At 35.5% G+C, this 16,248-nt stretch carries 15 protein-coding genes and 5 pseudogenes; 11 read left to right on the top strand and 9 right to left on the bottom strand.

Annotated features, from left to right (window positions below):
* Positions 1-112: 112 nt before the first annotated feature.
* A complete protein-coding gene (locus tag J7I90_RS16310; protein WP_214772891.1) occupies positions 113-367 on the bottom strand; it encodes a ferredoxin in 255 nt (84 codons plus the stop codon).
* Positions 368-848: 481 nt separating this feature from the next.
* On the opposite strand from J7I90_RS16310, the gene moaA reads away from it, so the two are divergent.
* The 6 genes and pseudogenes from moaA to moaD all read left to right on the top strand — a co-directional run bounded on the left by moaA (position 849) and on the right by moaD (position 6,065).
* Positions 849-1,865 carry a GTP 3',8-cyclase MoaA gene (moaA, locus tag J7I90_RS16305; RefSeq protein ID WP_214772890.1) on the top strand — a complete coding sequence of 339 codons (1,017 nt, stop codon included), beginning with the start codon at positions 849-851 and terminating at the stop codon, positions 1,863-1,865.
* A 271-nt stretch (positions 1,866-2,136) separates the two neighbouring features.
* Positions 2,137-2,889 (top strand): annotated as a pseudogene (locus J7I90_RS16300) (IS6 family transposase).
* 84 nt (positions 2,890-2,973) lie between these two features.
* Complete coding sequence (locus J7I90_RS16295; RefSeq protein ID WP_214772889.1) at positions 2,974-3,990, top strand: molybdopterin-synthase adenylyltransferase MoeB; 1,017 nt, start codon at positions 2,974-2,976, stop codon at positions 3,988-3,990.
* A 17-nt stretch (positions 3,991-4,007) separates the two neighbouring features.
* Positions 4,008-5,299, top strand: a pseudogene (locus tag J7I90_RS16290) (molybdopterin molybdotransferase MoeA).
* Positions 5,300-5,364: 65 nt separating this feature from the next.
* Positions 5,365-5,835, top strand: coding sequence for a molybdenum cofactor biosynthesis protein MoaE (locus tag J7I90_RS16285; RefSeq protein WP_214772888.1), 471 nt, complete (start codon positions 5,365-5,367; stop codon positions 5,833-5,835).
* A complete protein-coding gene (moaD, locus tag J7I90_RS16280; RefSeq protein ID WP_214772887.1) occupies positions 5,832-6,065 on the top strand; it encodes a molybdopterin converting factor subunit 1 in 234 nt (77 codons plus the stop codon). The genes J7I90_RS16285 and moaD overlap by 4 nt, the downstream gene beginning before the upstream one ends.
* A gap of 518 nt (positions 6,066-6,583) precedes the next feature.
* Here the strand turns inward: moaD and nagB are convergent.
* The 5 genes and pseudogenes from nagB to J7I90_RS27810 all read right to left on the bottom strand — a co-directional run bounded on the left by nagB (position 6,584) and on the right by J7I90_RS27810 (position 9,595).
* Positions 6,584-7,337 (bottom strand): annotated as a pseudogene (nagB, locus tag J7I90_RS16275) (glucosamine-6-phosphate deaminase).
* A 56-nt stretch (positions 7,338-7,393) separates the two neighbouring features.
* Complete coding sequence (locus J7I90_RS16270; RefSeq protein ID WP_311381011.1) at positions 7,394-7,789, bottom strand: amidohydrolase family protein; 396 nt, start codon at positions 7,787-7,789, stop codon at positions 7,394-7,396.
* A pseudogene (locus J7I90_RS16265) lies at positions 7,761-8,042 on the bottom strand (MFS transporter); the annotation flags it as partial. The gene J7I90_RS16270 and the pseudogene J7I90_RS16265, both read right to left, overlap by 29 nt.
* 14 nt (positions 8,043-8,056) lie before the next feature.
* The gene (locus tag J7I90_RS16260) at positions 8,057-8,734 is read right to left on the bottom strand and encodes a FadR/GntR family transcriptional regulator (protein ID WP_214772926.1); all 678 of its coding nucleotides are present in this window, start codon (positions 8,732-8,734) and stop codon (positions 8,057-8,059) included.
* A 729-nt stretch (positions 8,735-9,463) separates the two neighbouring features.
* Positions 9,464-9,595, bottom strand: coding sequence for a hypothetical protein (locus J7I90_RS27810; protein WP_285289440.1), 132 nt, complete (start codon positions 9,593-9,595; stop codon positions 9,464-9,466).
* Positions 9,596-9,658: 63 nt separating this feature from the next.
* On the opposite strand from J7I90_RS27810, the gene J7I90_RS16255 reads away from it, so the two are divergent.
* The 4 genes from J7I90_RS16255 (at position 9,659) to J7I90_RS16240 (ending at position 12,328) form a co-directional block, all read left to right on the top strand.
* A complete protein-coding gene (locus tag J7I90_RS16255; RefSeq protein ID WP_214772885.1) occupies positions 9,659-10,186 on the top strand; it encodes an ATP-binding cassette domain-containing protein in 528 nt (175 codons plus the stop codon).
* On the top strand, positions 10,183-10,587 hold the full coding sequence (locus J7I90_RS16250; RefSeq protein WP_214772884.1) for a thioredoxin family protein: 405 nt from the start codon (positions 10,183-10,185) through the stop codon (positions 10,585-10,587). The genes J7I90_RS16255 and J7I90_RS16250 overlap by 4 nt, the downstream gene beginning before the upstream one ends.
* 36 nt (positions 10,588-10,623) lie before the next feature.
* Positions 10,624-11,952 (top strand): glycosyltransferase, encoded by a 1,329-nt coding sequence (locus J7I90_RS16245; RefSeq protein ID WP_214772883.1) that lies wholly within the window; start codon positions 10,624-10,626, stop codon positions 11,950-11,952.
* A 124-nt stretch (positions 11,953-12,076) separates the two neighbouring features.
* Positions 12,077-12,328 carry a hypothetical protein gene (locus J7I90_RS16240; protein WP_214772882.1) on the top strand — a complete coding sequence of 84 codons (252 nt, stop codon included), beginning with the start codon at positions 12,077-12,079 and terminating at the stop codon, positions 12,326-12,328.
* A 561-nt stretch (positions 12,329-12,889) separates the two neighbouring features.
* Here J7I90_RS16240 and J7I90_RS16235 read toward each other — a convergent pair.
* Complete coding sequence (locus tag J7I90_RS16235) at positions 12,890-13,354, bottom strand: hypothetical protein (protein WP_214772881.1); 465 nt, start codon at positions 13,352-13,354, stop codon at positions 12,890-12,892.
* 360 nt (positions 13,355-13,714) lie between these two features.
* Complete coding sequence (locus tag J7I90_RS16230) at positions 13,715-13,969, bottom strand: hypothetical protein (RefSeq protein ID WP_214772880.1); 255 nt, start codon at positions 13,967-13,969, stop codon at positions 13,715-13,717.
* A 361-nt stretch (positions 13,970-14,330) separates the two neighbouring features.
* Here J7I90_RS16230 and J7I90_RS16225 point away from each other — a divergent pair, with 361 nt between their 5' ends.
* A complete protein-coding gene (locus tag J7I90_RS16225) occupies positions 14,331-15,563 on the top strand; it encodes an IS110 family RNA-guided transposase (protein WP_214772879.1) in 1,233 nt (410 codons plus the stop codon).
* A gap of 168 nt (positions 15,564-15,731) precedes the next feature.
* On the opposite strand, the pseudogene J7I90_RS16220 reads toward J7I90_RS16225, so the two are convergent.
* Positions 15,732-16,207: pseudogene (locus tag J7I90_RS16220) on the bottom strand (GNAT family N-acetyltransferase).
* Positions 16,208-16,248: the final 41 nt, after the last annotated feature.

Here is a 16,248-nt window from a genome sequence, read left to right as displayed (position 1 = left end):
ACTGTGATTATCCACCGCTAACCGGTGGAATCTTACCGTTTAGGGGAAGGTCAAACCCACGGTTACTTGTTCCTGCCCAGGTAATTTTCAAAGTATGAGGAATCGAATAAAACTAAACTGATTCAACTTCTTTTGTTTTTTCATTAAAAGCATGATCAGCCAAACTTATTGAATCTGTCGGGCAACCCTCATATGCATTAATCACGTCATCAAGTAGATCTTCGGGAATTTCTTTAATTCCCTGGTTCTGATCAAGGATGACATAAGCAATTCCTTCGTCTGTATAATCATAGACATCGGGAGCTGTAGCCCCACAAGCTCCACAAGCAATACAAGTTTCTTGGTCTACAATTGTATATTTTTCCAACTCCACACCTCCCTCTATACTTTTTACATAAATTAGTTTATTTTAATATACCACGTGTTAGTTAATGATCACTAACATTTTTTTGAGATTTTTGAATTTTTTTTCATCACTCACAATTATCACTTCGCAACTTAAGTTTATCTTTAGGTCAGATTCCTTGACATATATTTCATAGAAATTATATATTGTTAGTTATCAATAACTAACAATATAGGCGAGAAAATTGGAAATGAATATAGACATTGAGCAAATGGATAATCATAAAAAGTCTTATTTGTTGCGATAGATTTAATGTAAAAAAGGGTACAGTGAAAAATTTTTTCCTCCCTTTCAATAATAAACATGCTGGTAAAAGAACTTTTACGGAGTAATTCTCCATACGTGTACTTTCCATTGAAAAGAAGTTTATCTACCGCCCTCTAATCACCATAATATACTGACTATTCTAAATGATTTCTCTATCTGGAGTTGAAAAAATGTGATGATCAAACAACAAGTTAAAGATAAATTAGACAGGCCGCTTCGTGATATTCGAATCTCTGTAATTGACCGTTGTAATTTCCGCTGCCAATACTGTATGCCAGCGGAATTGTTCGGTCCAGATTATGTTTTTTTACCTAAATCAGAATTACTAACCTATGAAGAAATTACACGCCTTGCCAGCATTTTCATTAAATTAGGTGTTGAAAAAATTAGATTAACTGGAGGAGAGCCTCTTCTTCGAAAAGATTTACCTATTCTTGTTGAATTGCTTTCAAAAATTAATGGTCTAAATGACATTGCTTTAACGACCAATGGCGTATTGCTCCCTAAATATGCATCACAGTTGAAGGAATCCGGCCTTAAAAGGATAAATATCAGTTTAGATAGTCTAAATGATGAACTATTTGGTGAAATAAATGGCAGGAATGTTGGAGTTGGCCCGGTTCTCCGAGGGATTGAGGCCGCAAAAAATGCAGGTCTTGGTATAAAAATCAATATGGTTGTAAAAAAGGGACTTAATGACTCTGAAATTATTCCTATGGCAGCCTACTGTATAGAACATGGCCTAGAGCTAAGGTTCATTGAATATATGGATGTCGGCAGTACAAATGGGTGGAAAATGGAGGACGTTGTTACGAAGAAACACATATATGAAATGTTAAAAGAACATTTTGAATTTGAACCGGTGGGGGCTGCTTATTACGGAGAAGTGGCCAAGCGTTACCGTTATAAAGGGACAGATATCGACGTCGGCTTTATTACCTCAGTATCCGAATCGTTTTGCTCAACCTGTACGCGTGCAAGATTGTCAGCGAATGGGCAAATTTTCACTTGTTTATTTAATGGAAACGGCCATGATATTAGGGATTTTATTAGAGGCGGAGCTACTGATCAAGAGATAGAAGAAAGAATCAAAGGCATTTGGAATCATCGTTTCGACCGTTATTCTGATGAACGCACCGAGGAAACGAGAAAATCCAGGAAAAATATTGAAATGTCCTATATAGGCGGATGATCATCTAATTACTAATTGGAGGGTGACAAAGAGTTTGACTTTTTGACTCCCTCTTCTTTCTTATAATGCATTTTTTACGGTAATGTACGTGCCCAGTTCTTCTTCTATCATGGCAATATGATTTTTTATATCCAGTAAAGTTTTTTGCACTTGATTTCCATCCAAATTCAACTATCTTACTAGCAAATTAGGTTTTGGTGCAGTAATAGCAATTAATCTCTAGATCTTGGGCATACTGATACTATTAATCTTAAAAAAGGTGCGTGATAGTATGGAAAATCAAAAATTATTCAAGTGGAAACATTATCAGCATGACATGATTTTGTTAACAGTGAGATGGTACCTGCGGTACAACTTGAGCTTTCGTAATTTAGTGGAGATGATGAAAGACGCGGCTTATCGATGGCTCTCACAACGGTTATGCGTTGGGTTCATCAATATGGACCGGAATTAGATGAAAGGGTACGGCGTCATCTTAAGCCAACAAATGACTCCTGGTGAGTCGATGAAACGTATATCAAAGTAAAGGTCAATGGATATATCTGTATCGTGCAGTGGATTGTGCAATGGATTCCAAAGGAAACACGATTTGATTTTTAGCTCAGTAAAAAAAGAGACAAAAAAGCTGCAAAGCGCTTCTTCAAGAAAGCTTTGCGTCTTTTCATGTTTCTAAGCCTCATGTCATGACGGTTGATAAGAATCCTGCTTATCCTATAGCAATTGAAGCGTTGAAAAAAGAAAAGCATACCTGATGGTATGCAACTAAGACAACAGAAGTACTTGAATAACATAGTGGAGCAAGATCATTGCTTTATAAAGAAGCGAATCCGTTCTATGCTAGGATTAAAAACGTCGAACAGCTAAACATATCATCTGTGGAGAGGAGGTGATGCATATGCTGAAAAAAGGACAACTTCAACAAGGGGTGAAGTCTATCCAAGGCGAGATTGAATTCACACAAAAATTATTTGGAATAGCCTCATCATTCATAGATGAAAAGGATATTGAAATTCTATGTTTCTAACAGGTCCTATTTGCACCAGAACCGGATTTTTTCTCATTAGATTGTTATTGAACTTACATATAGATAGAAAGGAAGGGAATTTCAATGTCAGATCGTTATTCACGGCAGCAGCTGTTCAACCATATTGGTGTTAACGGGCAAGAGAAAATTAGCCAAAAGCATGTATTAATTGTAGGAGCAGGAGCATTGGGAAGCGCTAGTGCTGAAGCGCTTGTCCGAGCAGGAATTGGCAAGCTCACGCTTATCGATCGCGACTATGTCGAATGGAGTAACCTACAGCGTCAACAATTATACAACGAACACGATGCCAAAACAAAGATGCCTAAAGCAATCGCGGCTAAAAATCATTTAAGCCAAATTAATTCAGAAGTGGACATTAATACGCATGTTATGGACGCCAGATCAGATAATTTGGGACATATACTCCATAATGTGGACGTGATCATTGACGCTACAGACAATTTTGATATTCGCTTTATTTTAAATGATCTTTCTCATAAACAGGATGTGCCATGGATTTATGGTTCCTGTGTAGGAAGTTATGGTTCGACCTATGCTATTCTTCCAGGAAAAACACCGTGCTTACATTGTCTTTTAAAACATGTTCCAGTTGGAGGAGCGACGTGCGATACAGTGGGCATCATTAGCCCAGCAGTACAAATTGTGTCTGCTTATCAAGTGGCAGAGGCATTTAAGATTCTTGTAGAGGATTTTTCATCAATTAGACATAGTTTTTTGACATTTGATGTATGGAGCAATCAACATTATTCGATTAAGTTAGATAAAATAGAAACGGAAGATTGTCCATCTTGTGGCAAACTTAGAACGTATCCTTATTTAGCTTATGAAAATCAAACAAAAACTGAAATATTATGTGGAAGAAATACTGTTCAAATTAGACCTAGTCGAGTCATTCCATATTCTTTTGACCAATTAGAAAAGCAATTAAAAAATCATGGAACTGTCGAACAAAATCCGTATCTGTTGTCTTGTCAACTGCCAGAATATCGTATGGTTATTTTTCGAGATGGTCGTGTTTTTATTCATGGAACGAATGATATCCAGGTTGCCAAAAATCTATATTATCGTTTATTAGGATGATAGAAGGAGTAAAAATGATGGTAGAGAAACGAACCCCAATCCCTGTAGAAAATTGTGTTTGTAAAGTCATGGAATATACCCAAAATGGTGTAAAGGAAACGGTCGGAATTGAAGATGACATGGTCGTTATTTAGCAGAGGATTTAATAGCTGATCATGATGTTCCCTCCTTTGATCGATCGCCATATGATGGGTTTGCGATTAGAGCGGAGGATACAGAAACAGCTACAACTGATTATCCGCTATCATTGAAAGTAGTCGGGGAAATTGGAGCAGGTTCCGTCTTTCATGAAGAGGTAAAGAAGTTCGAGGCTGTTCGTCTTATGACGGGTGCGCAAATTCCTGAAGGCTGCAATGCTGTTGTGATGCTTGAATTAACAAGAGAATTTACAGATCATGATCAGAGATTCATTGAAATTAAACGCTTTTACAAGAAAGGGGACAATATCTCCTTTCAAGGTGAAGATACACAAAAAGGTACCGTTTTAGTAAAAAAAGGTGCCTATATCAATCCGGGAGTGGTAGCCTTACTTGCAACGTATGGCTATAAAAAAGTACCTGTGGCTAAAAAGCCCGTTGTTGGAGTCTTAGCAACTGGAAGCGAGCTTCTTGAAGTAGAGGAGCCACTTGAACCAGGTAAAATCCGCAACAGCAATGCATATATGATTCTTGCACAAATTGAAAGAGCAGGAGGAGAAGTTAAGTACTTTGGTAAGCTAAGTGATGATTTGGAAAAATGTTTTACAGCAGTTAAACAGGCTTTATCTGAAGTAGACCTGTTACTTACAACAGGTGGAGTGTCAGTCGGAGATTACGATTATTTACCGGCTATTTATGATAGATTAGGTGCATCTGTGCTGTTTAATAAAGTGGCGATGAGACCGGGTAGTGTCACAACCGTTGCTCAATTAAAGGATAAACTTATATTTGGATTATCTGGAAACCCCTCTGCTTGCTATGTTGGATTTGAGTTATTTGTTCGTCCTGTTATTCGTACATACTTATTCAATGCTCAACCACATTTAAAAAAAGAGAGTGCGTGGTTAGGAGAAGATTTTTCAAAACCAAATCCGTTTACTCGTTTTATTAGGGGGAGCATTTTCTTTGAGCAAGGCAAGTTGATGGCATTTTCTTCAGGATTTGATAACTCTAGCGCAGTTTCTTCCTTATCTGCAGCGAATGCCTTCATTATTTTACCAGGTGGCACAAGAGGCTATCAAAAGGGAATGGTTGTCGATGTTCTCTTATTAGAAGATGTTCAAGGAAGTGAATGGCCTTGGGGAAACATTGTCCCATCCCACAGGTCGTAGGTTTTCAAAATAGCAGCAAAACGACATTGATGGAAAACTAATAATGAAAGAAGTGGTGAGGAAGAGTGGATCAGGATTTATTTAAAATTGTACATACTCCTATATTGGTAGAAGAACTGATAAACAAGGTGGCCAGAAGAGAAGCAGGTGCACTTACAACTTTTATTGGAACGGTAAGAGAATTTACAAAAGGGAAAAAGACGTTGTCGCTTGAATATCAAGCCTATGAACCTATGGCGGTTAAAATGCTTAGTCAAATTGGCGACGAAATTCAAGAGACATGGCCAGATGCGATAACAGCGATTACGCATCGTGTAGGGAAATTAGACATAACAGAGATTGCGGTTGTCATCGCTGTTTCCTCACCCCATCGTAAAACAGCCTATGAAGCAAATGAGTATGCAATCGAACGAATTAAACAAATCGTCCCTATTTGGAAAAAAGAATTCTGGGAAGACGGAACGAAGTGGATCGGGGATCAACTAGAGACAACTGAATATCCAGAAGGAAAGCCAGACAAGGGGGAATCGCTGTGATTACTGTTTTATTTTTTGCGGGAATACGAGAAGAAATCGGAGTAGACCGATTGCAAATTGATATACAGAATATAACTGTTCAGCAATTAAAACAATATCTTCAAACAGAATATCAGCTTTCAACTCTTCATCAAGTGATGTCAGCGGTAAATGAAAGCTTTGTAACCGATGATGAAGTGATAAAAGATCAGGATACCATTGCGTTCATTCCGCCAGTAAGTGGCGGATGATGCAAGTATGTGGGAATTCTTTAGACAAAAAAGGACCGGGCAAAAACGAACAGTATTTAAGGTTCTGGTGCAAATAGGACCTGTTAGAAAACAAGAATCTCAATATCCTTTTCATCTATGAATGATGAGGCTACTCCAAAAAAAATTATGTATGAATTCAATCTCGCCTTGTACAGACTTTACCCCTTGTTGAAGTTTCGTATCAAATAATTTAAGGATGGGTTCGTTTATATCAGAGTCAAGGATCCCATGGATTTAAGGGGGCATGTTGGCCGCCCCCTCCCTTACTTCACCATCTCACTGTTAACAAAATCATGTCATGCTGATAATGCTTCGATTCGATAAAGTTAGATTCTCCACACTAAACAACATCCATTTTTTAGATTGACAGTATCAATATGTCCAAGTTTTTAAGGTTAATTGCAAGACATTTAAGTTATTTGCACCAGAATCCAACTAAGCGTATCCTATTCAAGAAGCCACTCCCACCTAAACCTAATCTATAAATCGCAAATGAATCACGCCTCAATAAAACCCAAATGTTGACTTTCTACGTATATACACGCGGCTTCATCTGCTATGATAACAACATTAGGATGTTTCTGTAAAATCGAAGCTAGGAAATCCTCGGAGACTTCCCCATTCAACAACCTGGCAAATGCGGTTGCTTTTTTTTCGCCTGAAACAAGTAAGAGAATCTGTCTGCTTTCCATGATCGTATCGATTCCCATTGTAATCGCTTGGGTTGGCACCTCATCCAAGTTTGCAAAAAATCTTGCATTGGTGCTACGTGTTGATTCTGCTAATTCGATGACTTGCGTTCGGCTGACAAACGGCGTTCCTGGTTCATTAAACCCGATGTGCCCGTTTAATCCTAATCCTAATACCTATATCAATTTGACCTGCGCTCCGAATTTGGTTTTCATAGTTCCTGCATTCAATGCTCAAATCAGCAGCTTCTCCATTGGGCAAATGAGCTTTTTCTGGTAAAAGATCGATATGTCCAAACAACTTCTCCTTCATATAGTGGTGATAGCTATTTGGATTCATGGAATTTATTCCAACATATTCATCGAGATTAAAGGTTGTAGCACTTTTAAAAGATACTTTCCCTTGGTTATAGGCTTCAATTAGATGCTTATAAAGTCCCTCTGGAGTCGATCCAGTCGCTAATCCTAGCACGGGATTTACAAGTGATGTCATTCTTTTCGAAATTATGGAACAAGCTGTCTTACTCATTTCTTCATAATCTTTGACTTTTAAGATTTTCATATTAATCCCCATGTATTTGCAATAACACCGCGACAAATAGTATATTGAATCTTCATTTACTCCGGCTGAGCACCCGCTCGCTTCTTCTCAACAAATGGGCCTTCAAGATGTACCCCCATCACTTCTGCATGTCCCGGTTTATTTTGATAGTTTGCGATATTGACTAGAGCTTTCTCGATGTTGGTAGGAGATTGCGTAATCGTCGTTGCTAAGAAACTTGTAGTTCCCTCCTGTGGCAAAAAAGACGCTATTGCCTGCAATGCTTCCTCTGTCGCATCCATGACATCCGCACCATTAGCACCATGGATATGACCATCAATAAAGCTAGGAATACCATTTAAATTTGTTCCGTCTATTACCGCTATATGTTCGGGTATGTCTTCAGGTTCCTGTGAAAAAACTCCAGCAATACGCCCCTCTTCTAGAAAGGAAAAGTTTAAGCTCCATTCCAAAACGCCGTGCCACCCTAGGTGCAAATGGTGATAATAAAGCGAAAGAAAGTAAAGGCAATGTCGTCAAAGATCCTGATAATGTATTGGATATCCCCAAGTCATCACGAATCGAAGTGACAAGTGGGCCAACTGATGTTAATGGAGCCCTCAGGTTTGCCCCAAGAAGAATGATTTCAATGATTAGCAGTCCAACTTTAGGTTTTATATCCAATTTAGTTTGTTCTAGTTGATTCGCCGTTTGATGAATGGCCATAATTTCCTCCTTACTTACTCTAAAGATTTTTTGAATTGTGAAATATATTCATTCACTGCTTCGATTGCCCGGTTCACATCTTGTTCGATGATGGCATCCACAAATTTGCAATGAATGTTCAAATGAAAGTTCGCATTTGAACTCATCTCAACGATTTGATAGATGGATTGATGCAGGGAGTGTTCCATTTGTTCGTACAAATCAATCAATAAATCATTATGTGATGAACCCATAATCGATTTATGTAACTGTATGTCCGCTTCTTCGTAAGCTTTGATATCCTTTGCTTCGGCAGCTTTAATGCATGCTGTTAAATGAAACCGCAATCGTTCTATATCTTCTTGATCACGTCTTAATGCCGCTAACTGGGCGCCCTCTCTTTCAAGAGCATGCCGGACCTCTAACGTTTCTAATAAACTTGACTGCTGGATCCGTCTTTCAAATGCAGCGCCCAAGGCACTGGCTGACCTTACGAATGTTCCCTTTCCTTGTTTCGTTACTAAAAGTCCTGCATAAACAAGTGATCGTACAGCTTCTCTTAATGTATTTCTGCTGACATCGAACTGTTGAATCAAATCCATTTCAGGGGGAATCTGAGTTCCTATTTTCCATTCACCTGATTCGATTAACGATTCGATTTGGGAAACCACTTGCTCTACAAGTGATAATCGATTAGTTTTAGATATGGTCAATATGCACACCTCTAATTTATAGGATGATTGGCTCATTGGTTATTTTAACATTTGTATGTTGAAAAAATAAATAAGAATGTTGAAGCACACGGAGTATATGTAAAACAAAGTTTCTTAGAAAGAAAAAAAAAGTTCCAGTTGATTTCCTGTCTGCTAAGCTGCCTTGTCGCAAGCATCTAGCAGGGTTTCGGCTAGCCAGTTATTCGTCAGGATTGTCGCAAATTTCTTCAATCCATTGAGGGTTTCATCCAATTTAAAAAGTAAAAAACATATGTAATAATCCCTTAAGAAATCTTTAAAGGGGTCCGCGTCCAGGACTGGGGAGACCCCACAGGCGCCAAAGCGCCGAGGAGGCTCCCGGAGTGCCCGCGGAACGCGAGTACCTGCAGTGGAAATTAACTTTTAAATGCTACAACCCATAAAAAAATGTAGACAAACTTGATTTTCATCGAGTTTGTTTACAGTCTGAAATAAGCATTGTTAAGATGCTTATTTTGCGTTTAACCACTCTTTCATTTTATCTTAAAGGTTATACAAATTACTTTTAACATTATATATTCTAACGAGGTTCGTATTTTGAATATGACCTTCTTTTTCGGGGGATAAAGAAAGAAAGAAAGAAAGAAAGAGAACTGATGTAGATATATCAGTTCTCCAGAAAAATTTTTTCTATATTCTTTATTTGTTATATGAGAAGAAATTTATAGTGGAATCAAAAAAAATCAGTCCCTACCGAACCTTATTATTATTCTCTTGGTTATTCTTTTCTGAAATTCGTCTTTGATTGGCTTTCGTCTCAGCATTCACATGGTTTGCATCATTTCGTTTATTTTTTTTAGATCCTCTTGCATCATTACTCATTCTTACTCACCTCCCTCGGCAACTTATTTTGAGAGTGGTTCAGGCAAAAGTACCTTAGCAAAGTTGATAGTAAAGCTATATCAGTGTGGTGATAATCAAATTTTTATAAATAACTTAGATATTTGTAGCATTAATACAGACTCTTTAAGAAAAAAGGTTTTATATTTATCACAAAATACATTCTTTTTAAAGGGGACAATTAAGGAGAACCTTTGTTTAGGGAAGGAATTCTCAGCTGAAGACATTGATGAAGCATGCAGATTAGCTTGTATGGATAATACAATTAAAAATTTACCTTATCAATATAATTACACTTTATCAGAAGATGCTTCTAATTTGTCAATTGGACAAAAACAAAGACTTTCTATAGCTAGGGCATTATTGCATAAGCCTGATGTTATCATTTTTGATGAAATAACAAGCAATATTGATAAAGGGAATACAGACAAAATTATGGAAAATCTTAAAAGTTATAACGGTATCAAGTTGTTTATCACACACAAAATAGAAGATCTAGACTACTTTGACAAAGTATATACAATTAAACAAAAAACAATTCATTTACAAGAAAGAAGGGCTATGATGTCATGAAAAAGATAATTATTTTTAGTACTATTCTTCTTTGTTCAATTGCTGCTATGATATTCATCATTCAAGATACACGAGCTGATAAGCCATTATATACAAACATAAGTATTGAAGATTATAAAAACAAATTAGAGAATAAAGATAGCTTTGTTATGTATGTATACTCTACTTCTTGTCCTGCTTGTCAATCTTTCAAGCCAGTTCTGAATGAATTTATTAAAGAAAATAATTCTAAGGTGTTAGCATTGAATACAGCAGTTAAGGAAAATAATGATCCTACATTTTTTAAAGAAAATGATCTACAACATACTCCAACATTGATTATATATAAAGAAGGAATACAGACGAATATTGAAGTCGGATTTCTTAGTAAAAAAGAACTAACTTCATTTTTGGACTATTAATCTATAGAGTATATATATAATAAAGGAGTATATCTGATGAAAATAAGCTTTTCAGCCTATCGACAAATTATTAAAAGTATTAATCAATCTAGTTTAATGACCTACAAACCTCTTTTAGAGACTAATGATATAATATATCAATCTACTTATAGTGAAAGTAATATCAACGATAAGAAAGAATTAAGTGTAGAAGAGATACATGACTTTTTATCTATTTATCAAACAAAGAATTATCCAAAAGTAACATGTGGGATTATAACTTTTAATGAAGAGAGATGTATAGAAAGATGCTTAAAGAGTATATCTAATGAGGTAGACGAAGTTATCTTAGTTGATTCAGGTTCCACTGACAATACTGTAAATATTGTTAAAGAAAAATTTCCTCATGTCTCAGTGTATGTTGATAAGTGGAATGGCAGTTTTTCTTCTCAAAGAAATATTATCCTCGATAAGTCTTCTAACGATTGGGTTCTTTTTTTAGATGCTGATGAATATTTAGATAATAGTCATCAAGGAAAATTAAAAGACGTAATAAAGGTGCTAGATTTTCTTCCTTATAATGATTTTTGCGTTAGCCCTATTATCGTTGATTCAAATGGATATGAATATGATTCGACTAAAAGAATATTTAATAAACAATCAAATATTAGATATCATGGAAAAGTACATGAAGAGCCTATACTCACTACTGGAGATATTCCTGAACAATATCAAGTAAATATTAGATTTCATCATGATGGTTATTCTCCAGAGGTAAAAGAAGCTAAACAAAAATCTAAGCGTAATTTAACCTTGGTTAGAGAAATGTTGATACTAGAGCCTGAAAACCCAAAATGGATGTTTTTTTATGCAAAAGCTTTGCAAGAACAGACAGATACAGAATCACAAATTCAAGCTTATACCTACTTAATGAAAACTATAGATTGTTATACCAAACGTAAAGCAGATCGTTTTCTTTTTATGTCGCTTATACTCATTTGTCAATATTGCTTACAAAATGGTAAAATAAAAGAAATGAAATTTTACCTTAACCTGTTAAAGGAAAAAGCGCCAAATTGTGCAGACATAGGTTATTTTGAGTTATCTTTATATTTACTTGTAAATCAGTTTAAAATGAAAAAGCTTATTGATGATCTCCAAGAAGTATATATAGAAGCAAACGATAAGGTTAGTTATCTTCACACATCAAAAGCCCACTTATATCATATCGCTGGGCTCGCTTCTTATCAGATAGGAGAAATAAATAATTCTATAAATTTCTTTAATAAAATCCCTCCATCTACAATGGACAATAAAGAAACAGAATTTTTGTTATCTACTTATAAAAAATTAGAAGAATATTTAAAAATAAAAAATAAAATATAATATCACAAATATATATTTTTAACGATCTTCTGTTAATAACCATATATAAATAAATTATTAGTCTAATGAAACAATTACAAATTAAAAAAGTCAGTATGAATTTTTATGAATAGGAGGAGAATTTATGAATAAAAATAACAACGAATCTAAAAAGGCAAATATTATGAAGGATATTGCTAAAGGAATAGCAGAAGGATTGAAGACCGGTTCTGTTTTAGACAAAGATTTGACTGAAGAAAGCGTTGAAAATACAAATCCCCAAGTAAGTGGTAAGGACCTTCTAAAACACTTTACTGGTCAAAAGAATTTAACTAAAGAGCAACAAGAAGAAATGAAAAAACAAATTAAAATTAATAGAACTTTTGGTCAACTTTAAAAGCTTAATACACATTAATGCCATTAATATGCATTTTAAACATCATATTAGGGTTCCTCCTAAAGTTTTGAGTTAGAGTGGTGTCTTACTCATATCTTGCTGAGGAGCCCTATTATTCAGAAAAAACTAAGTCTTTATTGGAAGAAAAACCTTATTCCATTAAGATATACAATCAAGAACAGGATCAAATTAATCTTTAATTGCTGTTCCCCTTCTAAGGAACCTTCTATTGATGGATCGTTTGGTGTTAGCGCACCAAGCGATCTTTTTTAATATACTTAAACATCTGTCACTTGGTAAGGCTAGATAATTGGAATTTATGTAGCAATTGAATTTCTTATAAGAGGTAATGTTTTCCCTTTATATCATGCATTTTTTTCAATAATCAAATACTAAGTCTTTCTGAATTGATTAGTAAGGGACTTAAAACGTAGTATTAGTATTACTTCTTATAAAATCCGACTCGTATTTTCTTAAAAATAAACTTTAAATAATACGTTTACGAAAAATTCTACTTAAGTAATTCCATCTTTGCATTTAAGTGCCCAAGATTCACATCTTTCATTTAGTTGGTGTAAAAGTAAAGGTTTCCTTGTATTTTCTGCCCACCTGAACTTCTTTACTGTGTGGTTTTCCGTGCCAACTTAATTCAAATTCAAGTTCATTGGCTTTAACCGACATAGGGAAATTTGGAAATTCAAAGACCTGTCCCTGTTTAAATTTTTCATATTGAAAGTCATTAAGACTTAATCCGTATTTTGTTTCTGTATTTGGTTCATTCCTGTAAGTATTAAATTCAACTTTATCTAAATCTTTACCAATATTTGTGATAACTACATTATACCTTTCAACATTATTATTAGTATCTTTTGCCGTCTCTTTACCCTTTTTTATTTCAATTTTCCATTGATCAGATTGCTTTATAATTGGAGTTTTAAATAGCTTGTCTGCCTCTGCTGCTGCATTTGTAACAATTCCAGTGGCTATAAAGCAAAAAATAAATAATGAGGTTATTAGTTTTTTCAATATTGCTGCCTCCTGTTGTATTAAATCAATTTTTGATTAGTTTTCCTAAAAAAATAAAAAAAACACATATATATTTATTTCACAGTACGGCTACATCATACTTAATGCTAACCTGCCCCTTTAGCTCCATAAGAAAAAGAGCTGCCATAGCAACTACCTTATTGAAGTAAAGCACCTGAGCTTAAAAAGAAGTAGCCATTATGTATACCTTTTCAGTAAAAATCTTGGAGGTGAACCAACCTCTTGTTCTGCTTCAAAGTAAGCAAGTGAACCTTCAATACACGAAACAATAGAAGGCATTCCATAGCCAACTACTTTCTTTAAGGCTTCATTTAAGGATAATTTCTTACCATCAATTTCTTAGTTCCATGAAATTACATAACACTCATTGGGTGCACCTTGTTTTTTAAGTAAAGTAGCAATTTCTTGATAATCGGAATTAGGAGTTGGTATTTCAATCATATATTCCGGAAGAAGTGTTTTGCCATAATCGTGGCAAAGTCTGTTCAATGCTTCTACTCTTTTCTTTTCTGATGATAGTTCAAATATAACTCTATCTTGTATTCTTTTAGCAAAGAACCTTTTTACAATTCTTTTTTCTTGTTCTTTATCCATTATGACCTCCCGTATACTCCTTGTTTTTACTAATCATAACAAAATCCTTATTGAATTAACCTGCCCCTCTAGTTCAATAAGAAACGTCTATGGCGGCGATCCTCGCCGCCACCATCTATCACGAAACCCTGCTCATTACCCCAAAATAAAGTCTAACCCATTAAACCGTTGACAATAATGGTGATAACAATACAACCAGGCTGAACCTTTTTTGGTGGATCTTAAGGAGATACCCTGTATAAGAAACTGGTTGTGACAGTATTGAAGAACCAGTTAGTGTACTGCTAGTACGTATACAAAAATTTTTGTAACAAATCTCCTGTCATATGTATTGTTAATCTTTTATTGAGGTGATTCTCCTATGGAAGCAATGATTGAACGGTGTGCTGGCCTAGATGTACACCAAGAAACAGTAGTAGCCTGCGTATTATTTGGTCCATTAGATAAAAAGCCAAAAACCTCTATTGAAACTTTTTCAACTACAACAACGGGACTGTTGGCTTTAAGTGATTGGCTCGCTACCCTTCAGGTATCCGATGTTGTGATGGAAAGTACCGGAGTCTACTGGAAACCAATATGGAATATACTCGAAGGATCTTTTCACCTTGTTCTTGCCAATGCCAGGCATGTCAAAAATGTTCCAGGGCGTAAAACTGATGTGAAAGATGCCGAATGGCTTGCCAAGCTTCTAAGATGCGGACTTATTGAAAGCAATTTTGTCCCACCAGAGGATATTCGTGATTTACGAGATCTTACTCGTTATCGAAAAAAATTGATTCATCATCGCACATCAGAGCAGAATCGCATTCACAAAATCCTTCAAGATGCTAATATCAAGCTAACATCCGTTCTATCAGACATTTTTGGTGTATCGGGACGCCGTATCCTTGAAGCGATTCTAAATGGTGAAAAAATAGAGACCGATGGTCTTCGAAAAATGGTGGATTGGCGAACAAAAGCAAGTATTACTGACATTGCCAATGCAATTAATGGTCGTATTCGCCGTCATCATCGTGATATGTTGCGTTACCATTGGGAGCATATGGGTTATTTAGAAGAAACCATAGAAGAATTGGAAAAACAAATCGATCAACTCCTGTCCCCTTATCGTAAGGAAGTAGAATTATTGGATGGTATACCTGGTGTGAACAAAGCTGCCGCAGCTACTTTTATTGCGGAGATGGGTGTTGATATGTCCGTATTTAAGTCAGCTAAACATCTTGCCTCTTGGGCTGGTGTGAGTCCTGGAAATTACGAAAGTGCTGGTAAAAAAAAAACGAGTAAAACCACACAAGGAAATAAAGCTTTAAAAACAATGGCCGTAGAATGTGTATTAGCGACATCAAGGCAAAATAATCGAATTGCTTCACATCGAAAAAGGATTACCAAACGGCAGGGAAAAATGAAGGGACGAATCGCTTCTGCCCATTTACTATTAACGATTACTTACAACATCTTAAAAACAGGAGAACCTTATCATGAACTAGGCTCAAATTACCTTGAAGAAAAACAAAATAACAAAGAATTAAAAATGATCGAATACCTAAAAAAGAAAGGCTATACAATCGCTCCATCTGAACAACAAACTGCATAACCAGTTAAATAACAACATAGTACATTTACCCCCATCAAAAAAAATGAGAATATGGAGGGTTTATTTTAGCATGGCTTTTTTACTATTGTGTTTTCATACAAAAAGGTTGCCTAAGCAACCCCTGTTAATGAACTAACGCACCTGTTAGTTCATTAAGCACTATGTATTTTACACCGATAAATTCATTATAAACTGTTCACCAATTGGACCCATTTTTCTCTTGCCAGTATATTGAAAACCCACTTTCAAATACAGTTGCTGGGCAGGAAGATTTTTATGATTTACAACTAAAACGATTTCATCACAGTTAGGAAATTCAGATTTAACAAAATCACTTAGTAAGAGCATACCTTGTTTAGCATAACCTTTTCCTTGCTTCGCATGATTAACAGATAATGCAGTTAACAACATAGCTTTCGGATTATCTGAATACTCCTTTACTCGTTCAGTTGAATGTAATAAAAAGAAACCTACAGGTTCATTCTCACTTAAAATAACATCCGATGTTGCCCTTCTGTCGCCTCTAAAATCTTGTTTGGTAATGCAGTGAACTGCACTTGTTCTTCAGGAAGTTCAAAAGAATTTAATACATCTAAATATTCATTCGAAAAATGTTTTAACTCAACGTAATCAACTTTTTCCATAACCTTATTCCCCCTCAATTTATTTACAGATTATCATCCAA

It is taken from the genome of Bacillus sp. ISL-57 (genome assembly GCF_018613135.1).
In the GTDB taxonomy this organism is placed as follows: domain Bacteria; phylum Bacillota; class Bacilli; order Bacillales; family DSM-1321; genus Peribacillus; species Peribacillus frigoritolerans.
This window is presented reverse-complemented; position numbering and strand designations above follow the sequence as displayed.